General features: G+C 59.0%; 19 protein-coding genes. 10 read left to right on the top strand and 9 right to left on the bottom strand.

What is annotated here, in order from left to right; genetic code table 11:
- Nucleotides 1-535: 535 nt before the first annotated feature.
- Nucleotides 536-1,363 carry a hypothetical protein gene (locus tag ACUZUJ_RS21005; RefSeq protein WP_458220515.1) on the bottom strand — a complete coding sequence of 276 codons (828 nt, stop codon included), beginning with the start codon at nucleotides 1,361-1,363 and terminating at the stop codon, nucleotides 536-538.
- A gap of 650 nt (nucleotides 1,364-2,013) precedes the next feature.
- Here ACUZUJ_RS21005 and ACUZUJ_RS21000 point away from each other — a divergent pair.
- The 4 genes from ACUZUJ_RS21000 (at nucleotide 2,014) to ACUZUJ_RS20985 (ending at nucleotide 9,612) form a co-directional block, all read left to right on the top strand.
- The gene (locus ACUZUJ_RS21000) at nucleotides 2,014-3,168 is read left to right on the top strand and encodes a HEPN-associated N-terminal domain-containing protein (RefSeq protein ID WP_458220514.1); all 1,155 of its coding nucleotides are present in this window, start codon (nucleotides 2,014-2,016) and stop codon (nucleotides 3,166-3,168) included.
- 896 nt (nucleotides 3,169-4,064) lie between these two features.
- Nucleotides 4,065-5,240, top strand: coding sequence for a hypothetical protein (locus ACUZUJ_RS20995; protein WP_458220513.1), 1,176 nt, complete (start codon nucleotides 4,065-4,067; stop codon nucleotides 5,238-5,240).
- A 366-nt stretch (nucleotides 5,241-5,606) separates the two neighbouring features.
- A complete protein-coding gene (locus ACUZUJ_RS20990) occupies nucleotides 5,607-7,295 on the top strand; it encodes an RNA-directed DNA polymerase (protein ID WP_458220512.1) in 1,689 nt (562 codons plus the stop codon).
- Between the two features lie 220 nt (nucleotides 7,296-7,515).
- Nucleotides 7,516-9,612, top strand: a complete 2,097-nt coding sequence (locus tag ACUZUJ_RS20985) for a hypothetical protein (RefSeq protein ID WP_458220511.1) — start codon at nucleotides 7,516-7,518, stop codon at nucleotides 9,610-9,612.
- A 217-nt stretch (nucleotides 9,613-9,829) separates the two neighbouring features.
- Here the strand turns inward: ACUZUJ_RS20985 and ACUZUJ_RS20980 are convergent, their stop codons facing one another.
- The 3 genes from ACUZUJ_RS20980 to ACUZUJ_RS20970 form a co-directional block, all read right to left on the bottom strand.
- The gene (locus ACUZUJ_RS20980; RefSeq protein ID WP_458220510.1) at nucleotides 9,830-10,177 is read right to left on the bottom strand and encodes a tyrosine-type recombinase/integrase; all 348 of its coding nucleotides are present in this window, start codon (nucleotides 10,175-10,177) and stop codon (nucleotides 9,830-9,832) included.
- A 57-nt stretch (nucleotides 10,178-10,234) separates the two neighbouring features.
- A complete protein-coding gene (locus ACUZUJ_RS20975) occupies nucleotides 10,235-10,402 on the bottom strand; it encodes an integrase (RefSeq protein ID WP_458220509.1) in 168 nt (55 codons plus the stop codon).
- A 139-nt stretch (nucleotides 10,403-10,541) separates the two neighbouring features.
- On the bottom strand, nucleotides 10,542-11,807 hold the full coding sequence (locus tag ACUZUJ_RS20970; RefSeq protein WP_510468089.1) for a hypothetical protein: 1,266 nt from the start codon (nucleotides 11,805-11,807) through the stop codon (nucleotides 10,542-10,544).
- 187 nt (nucleotides 11,808-11,994) lie between these two features.
- Between ACUZUJ_RS20970 and ACUZUJ_RS20965 the strand changes: the two genes are divergently transcribed.
- Nucleotides 11,995-12,528, top strand: a complete 534-nt coding sequence (locus ACUZUJ_RS20965; protein ID WP_458220507.1) for an arsenate reductase ArsC — start codon at nucleotides 11,995-11,997, stop codon at nucleotides 12,526-12,528.
- Here ACUZUJ_RS20965 and ACUZUJ_RS20960 read toward each other — a convergent pair.
- The 4 genes from ACUZUJ_RS20960 to ACUZUJ_RS20945 are packed head-to-tail and all read right to left on the bottom strand — an operon-like array spanning nucleotide 12,489 to nucleotide 15,518.
- A complete protein-coding gene (locus ACUZUJ_RS20960) occupies nucleotides 12,489-13,574 on the bottom strand; it encodes an ArsO family NAD(P)H-dependent flavin-containing monooxygenase (protein ID WP_134967892.1) in 1,086 nt (361 codons plus the stop codon). The two genes, ACUZUJ_RS20965 and ACUZUJ_RS20960, sit on opposite strands and share 40 nt — an antisense overlap.
- A gap of 33 nt (nucleotides 13,575-13,607) precedes the next feature.
- The gene (arsB, locus tag ACUZUJ_RS20955) at nucleotides 13,608-14,666 is read right to left on the bottom strand and encodes an ACR3 family arsenite efflux transporter (protein WP_005420869.1); all 1,059 of its coding nucleotides are present in this window, start codon (nucleotides 14,664-14,666) and stop codon (nucleotides 13,608-13,610) included.
- Nucleotides 14,667-14,686: 20 nt separating this feature from the next.
- Nucleotides 14,687-15,178, bottom strand: a complete 492-nt coding sequence (locus tag ACUZUJ_RS20950; RefSeq protein ID WP_134967890.1) for an arsenate reductase ArsC — start codon at nucleotides 15,176-15,178, stop codon at nucleotides 14,687-14,689.
- A gap of 25 nt (nucleotides 15,179-15,203) precedes the next feature.
- A complete protein-coding gene (locus ACUZUJ_RS20945) occupies nucleotides 15,204-15,518 on the bottom strand; it encodes an ArsR/SmtB family transcription factor (RefSeq protein ID WP_005420865.1) in 315 nt (104 codons plus the stop codon).
- A 39-nt stretch (nucleotides 15,519-15,557) separates the two neighbouring features.
- Here ACUZUJ_RS20945 and arsH point away from each other — a divergent pair, with 39 nt between their 5' ends.
- From arsH to ACUZUJ_RS20930, 3 genes are all read left to right on the top strand, one after another.
- On the top strand, nucleotides 15,558-16,298 hold the full coding sequence (gene arsH / locus ACUZUJ_RS20940; RefSeq protein WP_510468058.1) for an arsenical resistance protein ArsH: 741 nt from the start codon (nucleotides 15,558-15,560) through the stop codon (nucleotides 16,296-16,298).
- Nucleotides 16,295-16,714, top strand: coding sequence for an arsenate reductase (glutaredoxin) (gene arsC / locus ACUZUJ_RS20935; RefSeq protein ID WP_065178723.1), 420 nt, complete (start codon nucleotides 16,295-16,297; stop codon nucleotides 16,712-16,714). The genes arsH and arsC overlap by 4 nt, the downstream gene beginning before the upstream one ends.
- 117 nt (nucleotides 16,715-16,831) lie before the next feature.
- Nucleotides 16,832-17,044: a chromate transporter gene (locus tag ACUZUJ_RS20930; RefSeq protein ID WP_458220534.1), complete on the top strand. Its 213-nt coding sequence runs from the start codon at nucleotides 16,832-16,834 to the stop codon at nucleotides 17,042-17,044.
- Nucleotides 17,045-17,423: 379 nt separating this feature from the next.
- On the opposite strand, the gene ACUZUJ_RS20925 is transcribed toward ACUZUJ_RS20930, so the two are convergent.
- A complete protein-coding gene (locus ACUZUJ_RS20925; RefSeq protein WP_134967888.1) occupies nucleotides 17,424-17,792 on the bottom strand; it encodes an H-NS histone family protein in 369 nt (122 codons plus the stop codon).
- Nucleotides 17,793-18,090: 298 nt separating this feature from the next.
- On the opposite strand from ACUZUJ_RS20925, the gene ACUZUJ_RS20920 reads away from it, so the two are divergent.
- Together ACUZUJ_RS20920 and ACUZUJ_RS20915 are read left to right on the top strand one after the other, a co-directional pair.
- The gene (locus ACUZUJ_RS20920) at nucleotides 18,091-19,188 is read left to right on the top strand and encodes a hypothetical protein (protein WP_458220506.1); all 1,098 of its coding nucleotides are present in this window, start codon (nucleotides 18,091-18,093) and stop codon (nucleotides 19,186-19,188) included.
- A 51-nt stretch (nucleotides 19,189-19,239) separates the two neighbouring features.
- A complete protein-coding gene (locus tag ACUZUJ_RS20915; protein WP_458220505.1) occupies nucleotides 19,240-21,219 on the top strand; it encodes a BCCT family transporter in 1,980 nt (659 codons plus the stop codon).
- Nucleotides 21,220-21,307: the final 88 nt, after the last annotated feature.

Genomic DNA, 21,307 nt, shown 5'->3' with positions numbered 1-21,307 from the left:
CAAAATTAACGTTGCTGCCTTGGTGACCGCACGCTTCAGAGATGTTTCCCCGGGGAAACACTTGGATGCTCCGCGCACGGTGTGGGCCAACTTTGTTTCCCCGGGGAAACAAAGTTGGCCGCTGCGCCCTTGGTAGCAGGTTTGTCGGGCTTCCGATTCCGATAACCTCCTTTCGAACTAACCAAAGTCCGTGTGCGCCAATGCTAGGCTGCGTCCAAATGCCAGTTATGCTCCAAGCGCCAGGAGTCGTCCGAAGATGATCCTGCTGTGCGGTACTATCGTGATCCGCTGCGCCGTGGATCACGGGCCGGTGCCTGATGAAATGAGACTGGCACGCCAGAATGTTCGAGGAAGTAGCTCTGGATGTGTCGTGCTGGATCAGAGGTCAGGAGGGTCGATCGTAGATGAGTACGCTCACGTCCACGTTGGGATATACGTGATAGAGCGGATGCGATCGATAATCACGCGCTGGTCTAATGGTGATACTTGTGCGGTCGCCCCCTCGGGCGACATAACCTTTCCTCGCCTTCTGCTGCTAGCCCAGCCGCAGTGTCAGCGCGCCCGAATGAAAAATTTCAATGTCATTCAAGGTTTTACCCGACAACCTTGTAGCGCTAAGGATAGGGCCGGGCTTGATCTCGTTACCAAAAACTCTCTCGAATATTTCCGCCTTGATGATGCGACTCTTGGATTGATCGCCATGCTGGGCGAAAATGTAGGAAAGTGCGAAGTTTCCAAACACGTCAGCCAATTGGATGACGCGCGATTTTGCGTCACTCAACGCACGAATGCCGCCAGCGCCGAGTCTGGGTGAGCCTTGAAACTGTTGTTTTCTATGCGCCTCGTATGCCCAGCGCAGAAGATTGGCTGCCTGCACGGATCGTCCATTGGTCGAGACTGTATTCAGTGAGAGTTTCTTGGAAACATGATCTGAATCTATCTCAATATCGATAGCTTCCAGATTTGATGACGCCGTAAGTCGCTGGAAAGTGATAAGGCCGGGAAAGAGGTGCTGGGCTATCGCTAGCGCATCGCTATCATTCACGCCCGCGCCTTCCAGTCCCCCGGAAACTAGGCGGTTTGAGAACTCAATGAATTCACTCTTCCAGGAAAGATCAAGAAGTGTAAATGTTAGAGATGAATTCTGATGCTTAAGCAGCTCATTCCGTGCTGCAGAAAGAAAAGTCTCATACTGCGACTCTTGCGCCTTCTTGAATTTCTTTCCGTGAAAATTTTTGACGTTACAACTTGAAACGGCATGATCAATAGCTGAGATGGCGATGTCAGGTAGGATGGCGTAAGTCCAGCCTTCTGACATTTGAGTTTCGGAACCTACTTCATCGACACCCGCAATCCAGTTCATATGCCGTCACAGTTGATTTACAAGCTCTCATTGTATATGAGAATGCGCTATCGACTGCCTGGTGATTCCGGAATGCCCTGATCTCAGGAGTAGAGATCAGGGGAGTCCAAGTCGCATTGCAGTGGCCTTGATCGCCATCTGTTGGGCTAGGGCAGCTGGTGCCAAGTGCTCCGCATCTTCCTTGGCCGTTCGACGTCGTATTCCCGCCATCAGGTTTCGATCTCGGTGCCGGCGTGCAGTACTGTCTCCTTTAGGCATTCGTCGCAGAGGCGGTCGTTGAAGCTCTTGTTGTTGGTGTCTGATTCGGTTTTCATCGTTGGGTCAAGCTCAACCTCTGTCACGACTCACATTTGACGCGACTGGTTCATAAATTGCGCGACTGGCAGTTAGATTGCGCATACCAAGCCCCTAGCCCCCCTCTGTAGTTTTAAGCACTTAGGCGCCCTGGGCTTGCCCTCTAGAACTGAATTGCCCCCGATATGAGTAGCGGCTACCCAGTGCCTGGGACCGGCGTAGGATCTGGCGCCCCTTTTTGGAAGCCGCCGCAAGGACCGGCCGCGGAGAAGTGATGTTCGGGGAGCGCGGTCGACCAAAGACATCGCTCTCTGTAGCTATACTCTCGCTAGCATGGGTCGCTCGGGGGCGCAACAATGGGACGGGCAAAGCACGAATGGCTGGAGGATCAGGAGAGAGGCTGGAGCTCCATCAAGGGGAGCACCTGCGAGGATTGCCTGAATCAGGCAGATATCTGGCGACTGTCGAAGGCCAACATTTGCCAAGGCGAGTGCGACTACTGTGACAAGAGCAGCATCCCTGTTCTTCCTGTCGAACACGTTCAAGAACACCTCTACGAAGTGGTGGGAAAGTACTACGCCGAGCCTGCAAATGCGGGTACTCCCTGGATGGACGGAGGGTGGATCGTTCCCACCCTGGACACGGACGATGTTCTGGACGTGCTCGGCTTCTATCCGGCCGACGCGCTGCGTAAGGATATTGTCGAGGCTGATGTCACTGGATACTGGGTTGAAGCTGCGCGCGGGCATTGGGCGGATGTCCAGGACGAGGAACTCATGCTCCACTCTTGGAAGAGCTTCTCCTATGCGGTGAAGCATCAGACTCGATTCAACTTCCGAAACGTTCGTGCGGATACGGACTCGCAGGAGATACCCGTCGCCGACATGCTGGAAGTCGTCGGTGTGGAAATAAGCTCCTTGATCAGGCCGCTCGAAACCGGAACGGACCTGTACAGGGCAAGGTATCTCCCGGCTGACGGATCCATTGAGGTATCAGGGTCGACCCTAGGGCCGCCTCCGAAAGAGCGGGCCACGGCCGGCCGTATGAACCCTGCAGGGATCCCATACTTCTATGCCGCATTCGATGCGAAAACCGCCCTTGCGGAGATCGGCGCGGCCCCCGAAGGCACGTTGCCCGCGACCGCGGTCTTCCGTACCGATCGACTGCTTAACGTTGTGGACCTAGTGGAGCTTCCTCGAGCGCCCTCTGTCTTTGCAACTGACCTAAGGTCTGAGCGCATCAGGGCGCTGTTCTTGGCCGGCTTCGTGACGGCAATCACACAGCCTGTCGATAAGGATGGCAGAGAACATATTGACTATGTCCCCTCGCAGATCGTTTGTGAGTACGTAGCTCAGTCTTTTTCCCGAGACGATGGCGTTTCCATCGACGGACTAATCTTCCCAAGCGCGGCCCACCCAGGCGGAGTGAATCTGGTAATTTTCCCGTCAGGGAGCCCCTTCCAGCACAATCGATTCAAGGCTATCTCTTTCAGTAGTGCCGTCTCGATGTGAAGGCGCTGTTCCAACCCACCGCTTGGGTGGGATCCACTAGCCCTGCTTGGGGATGGCCTTCTTTCTGCGGGCTTAGACTTTCTGGCAACGTTCTCGATTGATCGGCTTCCATCGCGCCAAGGTTGCCGCAGGCGGCGCCATGCTGGAGTACGCCATTCTCGTGACTCAAGCCACTGCGTTCAAGTGGCTGAAACTGGACAGCACCCGACCGGCCCGATCATTGCCGTCTACCGGTAGTGTCGATGGTTGACGTTGGAGCCACAGGCATAGCAGCGCCGATAGGCACCTCCCATCCGGGCGCGGCCGGCACGCTCGGGGCCGAGCGGCCCACCGCAATGAGAGCAGTCATGGCCCGCACCACGCTGCCACCTGTGCAGCCGGTAGGTAGCCATCCCCATCAGCCCCAGGCTTGCGGCCACAAGGCCGACAGGCACCAAGCTGGCCATGGACTTCAGACCAGCAAGCAGAGGGTTCTGGGGCCAAGCTGAAAGCATGGCTACACATAGCGCGGCCAGTACCAGCAGCGACGCCGATAGACCGTACGCTCGCACCACCACCCAGTTTCCTCGTTCCATGATCCCCGCCTATCTCGTGGTTGACTGAGCGATCATCAGCATCAGGCGTCTCACAGCGTGAGATTCTGGCCGACAGCAGACATGCCGGCGCCAGGCGGCGCGACCAAGAATGCTAGAGTCCGCTATCGACCCGTAGCGGCCATTGATGCCGCCGCCAAGCCTAGTGCTGCGTCAGGCTATCGCTGTCTTGTTAGCCGGACACAGCCGCCCTAAGATCGAGCTGTATCAAGGGAAAAGCCCATCATGCGGTGCTTCTTGGGTAAGTCGTATGCACGGACCCACGGGTCCGTCTATTAGGTATTCGGCCATCAGGGAGGTGTCATGGCGACCAAAAATTTGAAGGATCATGCAATAACAGCATCGCTCAACATATTACTAGAACTGTTGAGTGACAAATCATTGCAAGATCCTAAGGTCGCTTCGGATGAAGCAGCTCAGTTCAATCGAGACAAGCTTCTTAACGTCGTACGAAGCTTAAGAACCCTTGTAAACCAGAGTTCGGCGACCATGGTTTCAGAGTCAGCTCTGAATCAAATGAACTCAAACCTTCAACTGCCAATATCTGAGCTAACATCATTCGTTTCCAATCGAAACGTCGGCCACCTTGCAAACGCAGTATCTTATATTGATCAGAACGTCCTAAATTACGCATGGGCCTTCTACCCAAGAGCTTCGCCTGCCTCCAAAGCTGAAGTTGCTGAAGTTCTTGATGCTGTCCAAGAAAAATCAAGAGAAACCTTCGGAATTCTGGACGAGCAGAAGAATGAGCTCGCTGAGCAGATTGGCCAACTCATCAAGCAGATTGAGGCGCAAAAGAATCGGCTCGACGAGATTCAAGACGCATCCACGAGGTCAAAAGCTGAGATGACAGCTGCTCTCGCGAACCTCGAAACAGTCTTCAACAAAGATCAAACTAAGCGCGACACTGAGTACGCCGAGTTTCTGCAGCAAGTGAGAGGTGACTTTTCTACGGCCAAGACTGACTTCTTCAGCAACGCCGAAGCAGTTCTGTCCGCGCTTGAGGGCCATAAGAGTGATGCGGCAAGAATTGTTCAAGTCGTCGGGGATATTGGCGTAACCGGCAACTACCAAGCCATTGCAAATAAAGAAACAAGTCAAGCGAACCTGTGGCGCTGGATCACTATTGGTCTTTTTACATGTGGGCTAGCAATGGCAGGCATCACCTTCAATAAGTTCTATCATGAGCCGGTAACGCCAACTAACACATTAGCGATTGCCGTCCGCCTGCTCTATGCACTTGCTATCGCAGCGCCAGCGTTCTACACCGCGCGTGAGTCAGCGCGCCATAGGACAAATGCTGATCGAGCTCGTCAAACTGAACTTGAACTGGCCTCGTTGGGACCGTTCATTGAGCTCCTACAAGATCAGGACAAAGACGAGATCAGGAAGTCACTGATCTCTACCTACTTCGGACGCCCTGTGGACCCACACGAGATCCGAACCATTCTTGACCCAGGCAAAAAAACTGATGGCTAATAATTCGTTCAAACCGACGCCGCGGTGCGGTGCAGCTTTACTCAAGCGTTGAATGGCCGCTGCTGGCCGAAAGAGGATGTGGGTGCAACGTTGAGTGTTTGCAGTCTGGCGCCGATAGATAGTTTGTCTTGCGACGCTCTACAGCTGCCTGGTCGTTTTGCCAAGGACCTAAAATGGGGTAAAGCATTGCCTATAGGTATCAATCGCTGGCCACCGAGAAAGCGATAGCGGTCTTCATATTTTTGATGCGCTTATTAAATATTCTGGGGGGGTCTTTGCGACGCCGAAAGCGCCCTGTAGGCATATATGTCGCCTCGGCCCCCAGCCGACCGATCCCCCTTTTTTCCCGCTCAGAGCTTGGAAGCTATGTCTCTCTTTGATGATCTCCTCGGCCGAGGCTATTTTCCGATTCAACTTCCGCCGGGCTTCACCACTTCGACCTTCAGCAGCGAGCGTGGCTCATACGAGGACGACTGGCCAGGGAAGCCACCTATAACGATGGCGGAGCGGTTCTCCGTGCCACGGTCATCTTTTTATCGACGCAATACCGCCATCCTTAATCCGATAGGTTTCTACCATCTTGCGCATAGAGTTAGTCTCTATTGGGACGAGATCAAAGAGCATTACGAGAAGAGCAATACATCGAGAAGCATCCCGAAATCTGGAGGAACGCTTCGTGCGATCAAACTCACCAAGTTCAGTGAGCTACAGGAGGACAAGGTCACTGAATCCTCAGGATTCAGGTTTGCTCTCGTGACCGATATCTCCAGCTTCTTTCCATCGATCTATACGCATTCGATTCCATGGGCCCTTCACGGAAAAGTGGTTGCGAAGGCCAATCGAGGGAAGACCGACGAATTATTTGGAAACTGGCTAGATGCGCGCAGCCAGAACGCGCAAGACGGCCAAACTATTGGGCTGCCTATTGGTCCCGATACATCACATATCATTGCCGAGACGATAGGTGTCGCCATCGACATCGAAGTCGCAGCTTCTTTGGGCGCCAGACCTGCTGGATTTCGGTATGTCGACGATTTCTATCTCTTCTTCAATGAACGCGCAGATGCAGAGCGCGCGCTAGCCGCCGTTGTGAAGGCGGCTGGTATCTACGAGCTGCAGATAAATCCGGCCAAGACGCGCATTGTAGAAGTTCAGGATATCGTTGAGGACTCTTGGAAATTCTCCGTCAAGAAGCTCCGTATCGGCCCAAAGCGGCGTGCGCAGCGTAATGACCTGCACCACTACTTCGAGGCACTCCTTTCTCTCGAGAGACGCTTCAAAGATGAGAGCATTGTCAAGTATGGCCTTAAGCAACTTTCCTCAATGATCGTAAAGAAGCCCAACTGGGACGTTCTTGAGGCCTACCTGTACAAGTGCGGTTATGGGTTCCCGAACACAATTCAGATCGTGGCGCACTTTCTTGCCACGTACAAATTCCATGGTTACGACATAGATCATGCGGCTGCTACGAGATTCTGTAACAATCTTTTACTTTCCTGCGCAGCCTCAGATCACCACGGCGAAGTTGCCTGGCTTCTGTGGATAAGCAAGGAGCTCGAAGTGACGCTCACCGATGACGCCGTCTTGGAAGTCGCGAAGATGGGGAGTCCAGCATGTACGCTGATCCTACTTGACCTCCATCACAAGGGAATCGCGCCGAGCCCGATTCCTGTTGAGTACCTACAGCCCCACACGAATTCGCTCGCCCTCAGAGGACAGCATTGGCTTCTCGCCTATGAGGCAGGACGCCGCAAGTGGCTCGGCAACACGAATATCAGTTACATAAAGAATGATCCGTACTTCGGGCCGATGCTCCGCGCGGGTGTTGAATTTTACGACGCAGATCACCGGTTGCCCCCCATTTTTAAGCTGAAGGACGATGCGGACCAAGCCTTCGAGTTTGACTCCGATGACGATATCGCCAGCGATTTCGACTTCGACGACATGGATGAAGAGTACTTCGACACCGACGATGAACACGACGACGACGACGACGACGACGACGACGAGGACGAGGACGAGGACGAGGACGTCGACGAGGACGAGGACGATTAACCCTCCCCTCAGTTGGAGTTACAGCCTGGCCTACGCATACTCAAGCGAAGTGGCGACGGCGGGCGTTATCTGTCATGTCCGCTTCTGGCCGGAAGCGGACATCAGCTCTGCGTCGGCGCTTGGCCTGGTGCTATTCTCCGCTTTCGACCCTAAGCGGACCTTGTTGCGTTCCCGTGAGCAAATTCCGGTAACTTGCACGGACTTGCACCAGGCGTAGGAGATGAAGGTGGGGGAATTTACGAAGCGAGTCCGCGACGGCGATATCGCCGGGCCGCTGAGGCGGGCATTCACGCCTGACAAGTGGAACCGCGCATTCGGTGACCTGCCCGCGCCGGACGCCGTAGATCACGACATACATGCCGCTGGGCTAGCCCTACACGAAAAGCTCGCGGTGATTCGCGGGGTCCTGAAGCTTTCCTCATCCGACACGATCTCCGCGACGACCAAACTTCGGGCGTTTCTTGCGATCGCGAACTACGACTTATTCGTCACGCGCGATAAGACCAAGCTCGCGATCGAGAAATTTCAGGCGGATAGAGAGGGCGAATCGGATGAGATCTACGCCATGGAGGAAATGGCGGGGGTGAAACTCAGCTTGCCAGGGGGATTCGACTGGATGCCCAACGAGGTCGTGGAAAGCCTTGTGGATGGGATCGAACTACCAATCCGGGTTGTTCTGCAAGCCAACCCTGGCTTGGCCGGCAATCCTCGAATGAATCAGATCCCGTGGATCGAGGCCGGCCGCGAGCTGAACCTAGGCATCCTGTATCGCTTCGCCGAGGACGTGTGGGATGACTGCCTCTGGAACAGTTACAAGATGGTCGACAAGGGGCGAGTCAAGGTTTTCCTGCCGCAGGATATCGATGTACTCCGCGCCTATCGAATAGGCCTGGCGCGCCGGACTTCGCTCTCAATGGCTTTTAACGTAGTGGCGACGCACTTCCAGCGCGACGTGCTCGCTAGCGGTGCGCGGCTGAGAGTCCGTGAGGTCTACGGCATCGAGCGTCGTGGTAAACGGCAAATCATCAAGGTCGCCAAGCACGGCGTCTCTACCGAGGTGATCCAGGACCTCACTGTCCTGCGCACCCATGCCGCCGAGCCGTATTACGGAGAGTTGCTTGAGGAACGTCTTGAATCTCTCCAAGGATTGACCTTGTCCGCGCTCATCGACGCCTGGACGGTCATCTCGCGCGCCGCGCATGTGCTGGTTCAGTCCATTGGCGAGAAACATGCCCGTAATGTTGGGGACGATCGTGTGCATGCCTGGATGCCCGAATACGCGCCCACGCTGCAGGTCGGGGCGCTAGTGGACGCACTAGCGGCCGCGACCGGGATCAACAAGCCGGAAGGTAGGCAAATCGTGGAGTTCTTCACGTTCCGTGGCAATGCGGGACAGGAGATCTGGGCGCAGCCACTGGTACCTGTTGGGCCGGAGACCGTGGTACCTATCTTCGCAGCGGTCGTATCCCCAAATTTGAGGCGGCTAGTCGATGTGTGGATGCGACAGGCCGGCGTGGACCTAGGCAGACGAGGACCCGCGTTCGAAACCCACATTCGGAAGGTTGTCATAGACGCAATTCGGGGATCGAAACTCTTGTCCCCCGTAGCCGCGTGCATTACGGACGACTATACGTTCAGAGCCGCTGGCAGCCGCGAGGAGCAGATCGATCTGATCTTCTCCATCGGCAACACCGTGTTCGTGGCGGAAGCCAAGTGCATCCTCGAGCCCACCGATGCCAAAGGCATCGCCATGCACCGCAAAACAGTGCTGGGCGCTGCCGAGCAGGCGTTGCGAAAGGCCAAAGCGCTTGAGGATAACCGCACTGCCTTCATTGGGGATGCGCGCCGGCTCGGCATGGCGTTGGCCGAAGACTTCAAGGTCAAACCCTTGGTCATCGTGAGCACCAGCACCCACGTTGGCATTGCCGCGCGGACTGTGCCTGTAATCGACGAGTACATTCTCGGCCGCTTTTTGGATGGCGAGCTGGAGGACATCGCCTATCAGCCGGGCGATCCGTCTTCCTCGAAGCGACTCAAGACCCGGTTCTACTCCAACGCTGCTGAAGCTGAAGAGCGCGCTCCCGGTTACTTTGCATCTCCGCCGCAGATGAAGCGCTTCATCGATGGTGTGCGCGGACGTGTCGTGCCGATCTGCGCCGCGAACGGAAGTGATTGGGAGGGCCACATCGTGACGATGGAATGCGTGACGGGAGGTGTCCCACTCTCACTTCAAAAGCAGGCGAGCTCGGAGATCGCAGTCGTACCCGTCGCGGGAATCGCTCACGAAGACCAAGTCGGCGAGCCAAACGAAAATTGACCCGTCATCGCGCGCCGCAAGGTAGCTTCGGCTGACATTCGTTACGGGACACCTTTGCATGTCCGCCCGAACATTGCTTGGGCCGAACTCATTAACAGACAGCTACTGGAACAGACAGCTACTGGCCGCTCCTGGACCTTCGATTGGCGAGGAGCGACCCTTATGGACTCAGACATCAGTCTGCTCGCAATCTCTAAGGCATCATCGACCTCGATGCCTAGGTAACGCACGGTGCTCTTGAGCTTCGTGTGCCAAGCAATAGCTGGACAGCCCTGAGGCTTCGCGTCCTGCCGTAGGTCAACGAAGCTTTGGTCCTGCGCATCGTGTGCGTGCCATAGGAGCCCGGCTCGAGACCAGCTTCCTCCACCCAGCGGTGGGCAATCCTAGCGTACTGCCTCGTCGAAAGGTGGGGCGAGTCCGACACGCGGCTCGCGAACAGGAAGTCCGAGGCCTTCAGGTCAGCATGAGTGATCCAAGCCTGTACAGCCTCGCGAGTCGATTGGGTAATTTCGAACTGGACAAGGCGACCGGTCTTCTGTCGCATCACCATAACTCGCGAAGCCATCTGCCTGCCGTGAGATACATCGGACACCCGGAGTTTCACCATGTCGTAGGCGCGGAGCTAGGAGTCGATTGCCAGATTGAACAGGGCTAGATCTCGAACCTTGTGGCCAAGCTGAAGTCTGATCCGGATGGCCCAGATATCTTTCAGCTTGAGCGGCGCCTTCTGGCCGATCAGCTTTCCCTTGTTCCAGGGCTCGTGGGGCTGGTGTGTGTAAACAATTGCCATGACCTACTCCTGTTGAAGGGAGTGGTCAGGCTTCGCCCGAGCCTAGAAGCAAGGCGTGATGCGACCCGAAGGAGACGTTCACCAGCTTTCGGCTAGACCCAATCGAAGGTGCGGGTGCTCACCATGTCGGGCGCACAAGTCAAGGCAATACGACCGGCCGCAAGTCCAGCTGACGAACCACGAGCAGCGACTCAAATCCCAGCCCGGCGACGATGTCGTCCGCATCGACCTGCAGCAGGGCGATGACTTCCTCGACATCGATCAGGTGTCCGTCCTCGGGGTGTTTCCATTGCCTGGACGTTGCAAGCGAAATCATCAGGCAGCCCACTCGGCGCGCTTCCGGCACCATGTATCGACCCACCAGCTGGTCGCGCAGGGCCTTGCGCAAGTCCGCCACCGAGTAGTCCTTGTCACCCACCTTCAGCTCGATCACGGCCTCGATGGGATAGCCGGAGAAGCGCAGGCGAACGTCCGTTTCCTTCTCCTCTCCGGTGACTTGCTCTTGCGACACGCTGTACGCGCCGTTGGCCAGGTGCTCGAGCTCTGCGGCAACCAGCCGTCGCAGTTCCGTCTCTTCCCGAAGCCGAGCCCACAGTTGCCGCGGGGAGGAATCCTGGCGCAGCCGATCATCAAGCTCGCTCAGGCGATCAAGCAGCAAGGCCGCCATATCCGCCCGCGTAACTGGCGCCATTTCATGGATCGATTCGAGCGCGGCCACGTCCGACAGGCGATACAGCGGTGCATCCCATTCTTGCGCCATGGTCTGCTCCGCCAGGGCGGTGACGCGTTCTCTGAAGCGCGCCGCCAGGGGATCTCGCGCGAACTTCAACTTGTACTCCCAAGCGACCGCACCTTTACTTTCGAACAAGAGTTGGGCCAGTCGGCTTCGGGCGACTTCGGCATTGCTGCGCGAATCTGATCGCCTAGGCCCATCGTTCTCGCGATCGTCAGCGACACGGACATGGCGGTAAGCCAGCAGCACTAGGCGATACAACAGCTCGGGGTCCGTCAGCAGCTCCGTGGTCACGGCCTCGCCGCGTGAGTGATGGCCGAACAGCACGCCGAGCCAATCGGTCACGATCGACATGAGGGCGGGCGTGACGGGCGCTGCCAACCGCTCCATCTCGTCCACAGCCTGGCGCGGGGCAAGCCGCAACAGCAGGGGCAGCCAGAACAACAGCCCTTGTTGATCCAGGCCACGCGCTATGAACGTTTGCGCGGCGGCAACAATCGACGCCGCATCTCCGGGCGTACCGTGGATGAGCAACAGGTCGATAGCCCGTTCGAACTTGTTGGATCCGTGGAGGGAGGCGCCGGAGGCCAAGGCAGCGGTGAGCCAGGCCCGGATCGTGTCCACGAACAGGGCGTTGACGCTGGGTCCGGAGTGTTCGGTGTTCGGTCTCAACGATGCAAGTGAGACCTTGGTAGACCGCTTGGGAAAGCATCGTACGCCAGGCGCCACACGGTCGTCGGGTCATTGAACAGATGAGCGAAGCGGGCACCGAGGGGTGCCCGCTTCCTTTTCGGCAGTCATCGAGTTGACATATGGCAAGGCAATACTTCGATTATTCTAGATAAATGGTTGCGATGACATGCGTCCCCTGAATGTTCTGTTCCTTTGCACAGGCAACTCGGCGCGCAGCATTCTTGCCGAAGCACTGGCCAGCCATTTAGGGCGTGAACGTATCCGCGCTTACAGTGCGGGCAGTCATCCCAAGGGCGTAGTTCATCCGGTGGCCCTGCAGGTGCTCTCGGAGATTGGCTTCGACGTTGCCGGGCTGTCGAGCAAGCCGTGGGATGCATTCGCAGGTCCGGAAGCACCGCAGATGGATCTCATCGTAACGGTGTGCGATCGTGCCGCGGGTGAAGCGTGTCCCGTGTGGCCAGGCCACCCGGCTACCGCCCACTGGGGCATCCCCGACCCGGCCGCAGTGCAGGGCAGTGCTGATCTGGTCCATAAGGCGTTCCTGAGCACGCTTCACCAGCTCCAGCACCGTCTCGGATTGCTGTTGGCGCTTAAGCCTGAAGCGCTGGACCGCATGGCCCTGCAATCGCAGGTGCGGGCGCTGGGCAATGGCGCCGAGGCTCACGCGCCAGATAACACCGGAGAAGCCTCCCCGATGTAGTCGCTGATCTGCCTTACTGCCTCGCGCGCGTATCGGGTCACCCCGATCAGCGTGGCCGATGCTGCGCCATTCCAGTCGCCATAGCCAAGCAGCCAAATCGATGGCGCTGCGACCGACCGAACCTGGGTGTCATCCACGTCGATCCGACCACGAGCGTTGACAATGCCCAGTCCTTCCAGGTGCGACAATACCGGCCGGAAGCCGGTGCACCATATCACCGCGTCGAAGTTGCGTTCGCTGCCATCTGCCCACTGCATACCGGTGGCGGTGAAACGGACGGGTGGCGGCATGGAGACCAGCACGCCGCGGCGCCGTGCGTCCACCACCGGCGGCACCATCACGATGTCGCCAAAACCATCTCGCTGAATATCCGGCTCGCGTCCTTCCTGCTGAGCCCTCCACTTCTCGGTTGCGCGTGCGAAGAGAACGCGCCCGTCGACATCGTCGGCCAGGAAGGCTGGCTCCCGCTGGGTGATCCACGTGGTCTTGGCCACCTTGGAGACCTCGGCCAGAATCTGTGCGCCTGAGTTGCCGCTGCCGATGATGGCCACGCGCATTCCGGCGAAGGGTTCGGGATGGCTGTAGTGGGCCGAGTGCAGCTGCACGCCACCGAAAGCGTTCAGACCTTCATATCCGGGCGTGCAGGGATGCCGCCACGTACCCGTGGCGCTGATCACTGCACGTGTCTGCCACTGCCGGCCGTCATCTGCTTCCACCCGCAGCCGGCTCCCCGAGCGGCTGATGCGTTTTACCTGCACGGGACGGATGACAGGCAGCGCATACTTATGCTCGTAGCGCGCGAGGTAGTCGAGCACTTCCGCCTGCGACGGGTACGGTTCCCGGGTAGCAGGCATCGGCCAACCGGGAATCGAGCTCCAGCCCGCCGGCGAGAACAGATGCAGGGATTTCCACGCATGCTGCCACGCCCCGCCAGGTGACGTTTCGGCATCAAGAATCACATAGGACAGCCCGCTGCGACGCAGAAAGTAGCCAGCCGAAAGACCCGCCTGGCCACCTCCGATCACCACGACATCGACGCTTTCCATCGGGACTTCCTCATGCTGCAGCACCTAGGCGGTTCAGCGGCTCCGTGCATCGGCAGGAAAGTAGCTTTTGCCCAGGCGCAGGGCGACGTGGACCAGCAGAATCAGCACGGGCACTTCCACCAGCGGGCCGATAACAGCCGCGAAGGCTACCGGGGAAGCCAGCCCGAACGCCGCGATCGCCACGGCGATGGCCAGTTCGAAGTTGTTGCCTGCTGCGGTGAACGCGATCGCGGTGGTGCGGGGGTAGTCTTTGGCGATCAGCTTGCCCATGAAGAAACTGATGACAAACTGGATGATGAAGTACAACGTCAGCGGGATCGCGATGCGTACCGCGTCCATCGGAATCCTCAGCACATCGCCGCCCTTCAGGCTGAACATCGCCACGATGGTAAACAGCAGTGCGGCGAGGGTTACCGGGCTGATGGCGGGCAGGAACGTCTCTTCATACCATTGCACGCCCTTGCGCGCCTTCAACCATCGGCGGGTGAGGAAGCCCGCCAGGAACGGGATACCAAGGTAGATCAGAACAGCCTCGGCGATGGTCCAGAAACTGACATCGATGACGCTGCCCTGCAGACCGAACACCGGCGGCAACCAGGACAGGAAGAACCACGCGTAGACGCTGAACAGCGCAATCTGGAAGATCGAGTTGAATGCCACCAGCCCAGCGACGTACTGGCCGTCACCGCGGGCAAGCTGATTCCAGACCAGCACCATGGCGATGCAGCGTGCCAGCCCGATCAGGATCAGGCCGGTCATGTACTCGGGGTAATCGCGCAGGAACAGCACGGCCAGGCCGAACATCAGGAACGGACCGACGATCCAGTTCTGCAGCAGCGAGAGCATCAGTACCCGTTTGTCGGCGAAGACCCGCGGCAGTTCCTCGTACTTCACCTTGGCCAGCGGCGGATACATCATCAGGATCAGACCAATCGCGATCGGGATGTTGGTCGACCCTATGGAGAGGCTGTTCAACGCGCTGGGCACACCCTCGAACAACGCCCCCATACCAACGCCGAGCGCCATGGCGGCGAAGATCCAGAGCGTGAGATACCGGTCCAGGAAGGACAGGCGGGAGGTATCAGTGGTCATGGGGATTTCCGGAAGGACGGTCAGTTGATCTGTGCGATCGGGTCGAGCCGGGCCTTGAGGGCCTCGCTGTCATCCCAGACGCGATCGGAGATCTCCAGGAAGGCCCTCAGGCGCGCCTTGATGATCTGGTGCGCGCGATCGAAGGCTTCGGCTTTCTCTCCGTCCGAGCCTTCAACGCCGGCCGGATCGAACAGGCCCCAGTGCACCCGTACAAAGTCGCCGAACACTACCGGGCATGCCTCGACCGCCGCGCTGTCGCAGACGGTGACGATCAGATCCATCGGCGCGGCATCCGCTTCGGCGAACTCGTCCCACGACTTGCTGCGAAGGCCGTCCACTGGGAAACCCTCGCGCTGCAACTGAGCAATGGCAAACGGGTTGACACGGCCGGCCGGCTGGCTGCCGGCGCTGAAGGACTCGTAGCGGTCTTGGCCCCACTTTTTCAGGGTCGATTCGGCCAACACACTGCGAGCGGAATTACCGGTACACAAGAACAGGACGCGACGGGTCATCTGAGCGATCTCTAAGGTGGGTTGGTCAGCAGCCTGCGGGGCGTTCACAGGCCTGTTCGTCGGCACAGCAGTTTTCAGTGAGGTAGGCCACCAGCTCGTTCATTGCCACGAACTCGGCCCGGTAGCAGATGGTCCGGCCACGTTGCTCGGCGCTGATAAGTCCCGCAGCCAGCAGTTCCTTCAGGTGGAAGGAGAGCGTGGCGCCAGGCAAGCAGAGCGTCTGGGCAATGTCACCGGCCAGCTTGCCGCCGCTGCCGGCCTGTACCAGCAGGCGGAAGATCGACAGGCGGGTGGCGTGGCCCAGGGCAGCAAGAGCGTGGGTTGCAGTGTTATGTTCCATAATTCTAGAATAATGGAATCGATATCGCAGGACAACCCCGTGCAGCAGATCCCCAACGTGGTCCCAGGTGCCTTGGACATCCCGACGGCCACCAAGCTCAACAACCCGGCGGCGCAGCCGCACCGCCCGCGCATCCTGATCCTGTACGGCTCGCTGCGGCCTCAGTCGTTCAGCCGCAAGCTGGCGCTGGAGGCGCAGCGGCTGCTGGAACAGCTCGGGGCGGAAACCCGCCTGTTCGATCCACACGAGCTGCCGATGCTTGACTCGGTGCCAGCCACCCACCCAAAGGTGCAGGAGCTGCGCCAGGCCTCGCTGTGGTCGGAGGGCCACGTGTGGGTCAGCCCGGAACGCCATGGCACCCTTACCGCGGTATTCAAGAACCAGATCGACTGGCTGCCACTGGAAGAGGGCGGCGTGCGCCCCACCCAAGGCCGCACGCTGGCCGTGATGCAGGTCTGCGGCGGTTCGCAGTCGTTCAACGTCGTCAACGCGCTGCGTGTGCTCGGCCGGTGGATGCGGATGGTGACGATCCCCAACCAGTCCTCGGTCGCCAAGGCCTGGCAGGAGTTCGACGACGAAGGTCGAATGAAGCCTTCGGCGTACTACGATCGCGTGGTGGACGTCATGGAGGAACTGGTCAAGTTCACCCTGCTGGTGCGTGGGCGCAGCGACTACCTGGTGGACCGTTACAGCGAGCGCAAGGGGGCCATCGAGGCGGCGGCGCTGGCGGCCGCTGCAGGGGTGGTGGAAACTGTTTTTAACGAGGAGGAAAGTGCGTGAACGCGGTCATCTACCACAACCCCAAGTGCGGCACCTCGCGCAACACTCTGGCGATGATCCGCTTCGCCGGGATCGAGCCGGAAGTGATCGACTACCTGGCCCACCCGCCCAGCCGCGCGCGCCTGGTCGACCTCATTAGGGCCGCGGGCTTGAGCGTGCGCGACGCCATCCGCCAGAAGGGCACTCCTTATGACGAGCTAGCACTGGGCGATGCGGCACTGAGCGACGACGCGTTGCTTGATGCCATGCTGGCGCACCCAATACTCATCAATCGTCCTTTCGTGCAAACCGATAATGGCACGCGCCTGTGCCGGCCTTCCGAACTGGTGCTGGATATCCTGCCGAAGCTTCCCGGACCATTCCGGAAGGAAGATGGAGAGTTGGTGGCCGAGCACAGGGGAGGCCCGGCGACCTAATCTGGGTGCTGGGCCGGGCTGGCCGCCTTTGAGAACAACCGGAGATCCTGCCCCATGCCGACGCTCCATCCCGCAAAAAGCGAAAGTGCGTGGCGTGACTTTCTGGTGTTCCTATGACTGGGACTGACCTCGTTCGGTGGCCCGATTGCCCATCTGAGCTACTTCCGCCTCGAGTTTGTCGAGCGCCGCCGGTGGCTGACGGACCGTAGCTACTCGGATCTGGTGGCCTTGTGCCAGTTGCTTCCAGGCCCAGCCAGCAGCCAGGTTGGGGTGTTGCTGGGCTTGGCCCGCGCCGGCTGGCTTGGCCTGCTGGCCGCCTGGGCAGGTTAATCGCATGGGTCAGGTCGCGTTGGCGCTGCACCAGTTCGGCTACGCGCGCCGCCATGCGGTTGGAATGATCGATGATGACCCGGATCTGCGAGCGCGGCGAGACCGGGCAGCGTCGAATCCCCGCTAGGAAGCGGATCCTGCCAGATCGGAGGGCAGCTGTCGGCCAGAAGTGGATACTGCAATCATTGCTGCCTGAGCCCACTCTCCAAAGGCAAGGGGGAGCGCCTGCTGTTCGCCCGCTGTCACATCAACTGCGACTAGCTGAAATCTTTGATCGCCTACCTGGCAGGGCATTGCGCGCACCAGCATCCTGTTCGATCTGATGACTAATGATTCTCAGGACTTGCTGCGGTACCGGTGTGCGGCTACCTCGCTATCACTACTTGATCAGGAAGTCATTCAGTGATTTTCCACTTGCTACCAGCTCGGCTATCCATCGCGGTTGCCGCCCTCGACCGGACCACGTCTGGCCGCGCACTGCAGGATTGCGGTACTTGGGAGCGATCTTGGACACTGTCGATTTGGCAGGCCTCCGATCACCTCGCTTCTTGGCGGTTTCGGAGGGCACGATCACTGAAGCGCCGTAGAGTTCCTCTATCGTGTATCCATGATCCTTGACGTACTTGTTGATCTTGGCGCGCATCGCTGTGGCCTTAGGGCGTGACAGCACCTTGGACTGCTGCTTCTCCGCCTGAGCAATCAGTGAGCGAAGCTCCTTGGCAGAAAGGCCGCTGATATCAATAGTCATGAATTCTTCCCCGATGTCGAGGCCCTAGCCTATTCTCAAATGACATTGCGTGTCACTCCATGTCCACTATGAGTCGCTCAATCTCAGGATCGACTACTAAAAAGTGGATCGTGTTAGCTACTCTCTCACTACACATGATTTTCACGTGGCATATGGACCTGAGGACTAAAGACGCGCCGTGAGTGATTGCTGTGGCGTCGCCAAGAGTTCTTTGAGATCGCCAGTTTGAGGCATTGGATGAATCGACGTTAGACTCAAGCGCTTTCCGTAGCAGATCAGGGAGGCAAGGCGCATAACCGTGAGATCAATTCCCTTCATTGTCGCTGCCGCGTTGGCGGGAACTTCGCTGGCTGCAGATGCTTCTGAGGATAACCTCCATAGAGATCCTTACTTTGATCCAGGAGGCGCCGTCAGGTTCAACTATGGCTGGCTCGACTACGGGCCGTCCAGCCGCCTGCAGCTTGAACTGCTGCGTGCAGACCTTGACGCTGGAACCGGACCGTTCTCCTTTTCTGCCCAGTACCGCTGGTATGATGGCTTCGACGCCGTGCATCACGCGTACGCGGGCTGGCAGTTCTCCGATGCTACCCAGCTGAAGGCAGGTATCCAGCAGATCCCGTTCGGGCTGCTCCCTACCGTTTCGCAGAGCTTCTGGTTCGGCTCCGGCTACTACTTGGGCATTGAGGATGATTACGATCCGGGCCTTGTAGTGATTCACCGCACCGGCAGCACGACCTGGCATCTCGGCTGGTTCTCCGGAGACGAATACGGGTCCGGGGCTCGCTATGATCGCTACTCCTTTGATGTCGCGCAGACCGAGGCGTTGCCGTATCGCGAGCGGCAACGACTGCATGCACGCGTGGAGAGTGCGCGCGCCTGGGGCGGCGGCGAGCTGTTGCTGGGCGCATCAGCGTTTGCTGGCAAGGTGCAGAACACTCAGACACGGCGTCACTACGGTCATCAGGGCGCGGCCCTCCATGCACAGTGGCAGCGCGATGGTTGGACCGCGCAGTTGCAGTGGGCGCGGTACCGGTATGACGTGCCCGGAGATCGCATCGCAATGTCGGCGTTCCAATCCCCCTTCCAGGTTGCAGCGCAGGCGGATGTGCCAAGCGCCAACATCGCCTATTCGTTCGGCCAGAAGGGCTGGCTGGATGACATCACCTGCTATAACAACCTCAGCATGACCCGCCCGGTCGGGCACCGCGCTGGCCTTCGTGATTCGTGGCAGAACGTGACCGGTTGCAGCCTGCAGAAAGGCATCATGCTCACCTATGTCGACTGGATCGCTGGCCGCAACATGTGGTTTGCCGGTGGTGATGGTATCGGCATCGACGAAGGAGGCCTTTCCAGCTGGCATTCGCGGCTGAACCTCAATATCGGCTTCTACTTCTGATCGGCCTCGCGCAAGCCGCAGGTTTTTCCACCCAATAACACGGAGGTATCCATGCAGAGCACGGCTCCGCAACATCCCCCCGTTCGCCAGCGGATCCTTTCGCAGGTGTTCATTCCCACGGCAGCCATCGTCATCGCGCTGCTGGCGCTTGCCGCCTTCGCGCCCGAAATGGCCACGCGGTGGTTCACCGCGGCCAAGTCATGGGCCGCCAATGATGCAGGTTGGTTCACCATCCTTGCAGTAGCCGGCTTCCTGGTCTTCGTCGTCGGCGTCGCCATCAGCAGTTACGGCCGCATCAAGCTCGGCCCTGACCACAGTACGCCGGACTACAGCTACGGCTCCTGGTTCGCAATGTTGTTCGCTGCCGGCATGGGCATCGGTCTGATGTTCTTCGGCGTTGCCGAGCCCATCATGCACTACGCCACGCCGCCGGTTGGTTCGCCTGAGTCCGCCGCCGCTGCCCGCCAGGCAATGCGCATCACCTTCTTCCACTGGGGCATCCACGCATGGGCGATCTACGCGGTGGTTGCGCTGTCGCTGGCGTACTTTGCGTACCGACACAATCTCCCGCTGCGTGTCCGCTCCGCGCTGTATCCGCTCATCGGCGACCGTATCCACGGCCCGTTGGGACATGCCGTAGACACGTTTGCCGCGCTGGGTACCATCTTCGGCCTGGCCACCTCGCTGGGACTGGGCGTCATGCAGATCAACGCCGGCCTGAACTACCTGTTCGGCCTGGAGGTCAGTACGCTCGTCCAGGTTGGCTTGATCACCGTCATCACACTGGTGGCCACCGGCTCCGTCGTGGCTGGCCTGGACAGCGGCGTACGCAGGCTGTCCGAGCTCAACATGATCCTGGCGGCAGCGTTGCTGGCCTTCGTGCTGGTCTGTGGACCCACCGTGCACCTGATGCAGGCACTGGTGCAGAACACCGGCATGTACGTTTCCCAGCTGTTCTCGATGACCTTCAACCTTTATGCCTACGAACCCACGGGTTGGCTGGGTGGCTGGACGCTGTTCTACTGGGGCTGGTGGATTGCCTGGTCGCCCTTCGTTGGCATGTTCATCGCGCGCATCTCACGTGGACGCACCGTCCGTGAGTTCGTGGTGGGGGTGTTGCTTGTGCCGCTTGGCTTCACATTCCTCTGGATGACCATCTACGGCAACACCGCGTTGCACATGGTGCGGGCGGAGGGCATCCAGCAGTTGGTGCAGGCGGTCTCAACCGACAGCTCGATGGCGCTCTTCGAGTTCCTGGAGCACCTGCCGCTGACCATGCTGACCTCTTCGCTGGCGGTCATCCTGGTTGCGCTGTTCTTCGTAACCTCAGCGGACTCCGGTGCCCTGGTAATCGACATGCTTACCTCGAAGGGTGAGGAGGAATCGCCGGTCTGGCAGCGGATCTTCTGGGCGCTGCTGGTCGGCGGCCTTGCGATTGCCCTGCTGGTGGCCGGCGGCTTGGAATCATTGCAGGCGGCCACCATTGCCAGTGCGTTGCCATTTACGATCGTCATGATCCTGATGTGCTGGGGACTGCTGAAGGCCATGCATCTGGATGCAACCAAGCGCTCGATCCTGCGCGAGGCACGTATCTTGCCGGGTACCAGCGAGGATTGGCGGGCGCGCCTGCGCCTGCTGGCGCACAATCCGTTGAAGATCGAGGTGACCGGCTTCATCGAGCAGCGTGTCATCCCGGCATTGGAAGAGGTTGCGGCTGAGCTGCGCAAGCAGGATCTGCCGGTCCAAGTCTCCAAGGGGGAGGATGGTCGTGCGTGGCTGCAGGTTGGCCATGGCGAGGAGATGGACTTCTTCTACTCGGTACGGCCCCAGCCCTATGAGCCGCCGACGTTCGCCCTGCAGGATCCCCGTCGGCCGGTCAGCGAGGGTACCCGTCATTACCGTGCGGAGGTCTATCTGCGGGAGGGCGGGCAGGACTACGACGTCATGGGATGGACCAAGGTTCAACTCATCCACGATGTGCTCGATCAATACGAGCGCCACCGTCAGTTCCTGGACAAGGTGCGCTCGTAGAATCTGCACACAGATGCCGCCCGGAGTAGCGGCATCTGCCTTGGGTCGGGCATGACCCTGCGTTGACGTGGCCTCGGCGCCCGGCCGT

Source organism: Stenotrophomonas sp. S4, assembly GCF_054187805.2.
Note: the sequence above shows the minus strand (reverse complement) of the source record. Positions and strands in the feature narration are given on the sequence as shown.

Coding starts and splice junctions, on each gene's coding strand:
- ACUZUJ_RS21005 (WP_458220515.1), bottom strand. CDS start 1,363: ATGAACTGGATTGCGGGTGTCGATGAAGTAGGTTCCGAAACTCAAATG.
- ACUZUJ_RS21000 (WP_458220514.1), top strand. CDS start 2,014: ATGGGACGGGCAAAGCACGAATGGCTGGAGGATCAGGAGAGAGGCTGG.
- ACUZUJ_RS20995 (WP_458220513.1), top strand. CDS start 4,065: ATGGCGACCAAAAATTTGAAGGATCATGCAATAACAGCATCGCTCAAC.
- ACUZUJ_RS20990 (WP_458220512.1), top strand. CDS start 5,607: ATGTCTCTCTTTGATGATCTCCTCGGCCGAGGCTATTTTCCGATTCAA.
- ACUZUJ_RS20985 (WP_458220511.1), top strand. CDS start 7,516: ATGAAGGTGGGGGAATTTACGAAGCGAGTCCGCGACGGCGATATCGCC.
- ACUZUJ_RS20980 (WP_458220510.1), bottom strand. CDS start 10,177: ATGGCTTCGCGAGTTATGGTGATGCGACAGAAGACCGGTCGCCTTGTC.
- ACUZUJ_RS20975 (WP_458220509.1), bottom strand. CDS start 10,402: ATGGCAATTGTTTACACACACCAGCCCCACGAGCCCTGGAACAAGGGA.
- ACUZUJ_RS20965 (WP_458220507.1), top strand. CDS start 11,995: ATGCGTCCCCTGAATGTTCTGTTCCTTTGCACAGGCAACTCGGCGCGC.
- ACUZUJ_RS20960 (WP_134967892.1), bottom strand. CDS start 13,574: ATGGAAAGCGTCGATGTCGTGGTGATCGGAGGTGGCCAGGCGGGTCTT.
- arsB (WP_005420869.1), bottom strand. CDS start 14,666: ATGACCACTGATACCTCCCGCCTGTCCTTCCTGGACCGGTATCTCACG.
- ACUZUJ_RS20950 (WP_134967890.1), bottom strand. CDS start 15,178: ATGACCCGTCGCGTCCTGTTCTTGTGTACCGGTAATTCCGCTCGCAGT.
- ACUZUJ_RS20945 (WP_005420865.1), bottom strand. CDS start 15,518: ATGGAACATAACACTGCAACCCACGCTCTTGCTGCCCTGGGCCACGCC.
- ACUZUJ_RS20925 (WP_134967888.1), bottom strand. CDS start 17,792: ATGACTATTGATATCAGCGGCCTTTCTGCCAAGGAGCTTCGCTCACTG.
- ACUZUJ_RS20915 (WP_458220505.1), top strand. CDS start 19,240: ATGCAGAGCACGGCTCCGCAACATCCCCCCGTTCGCCAGCGGATCCTT.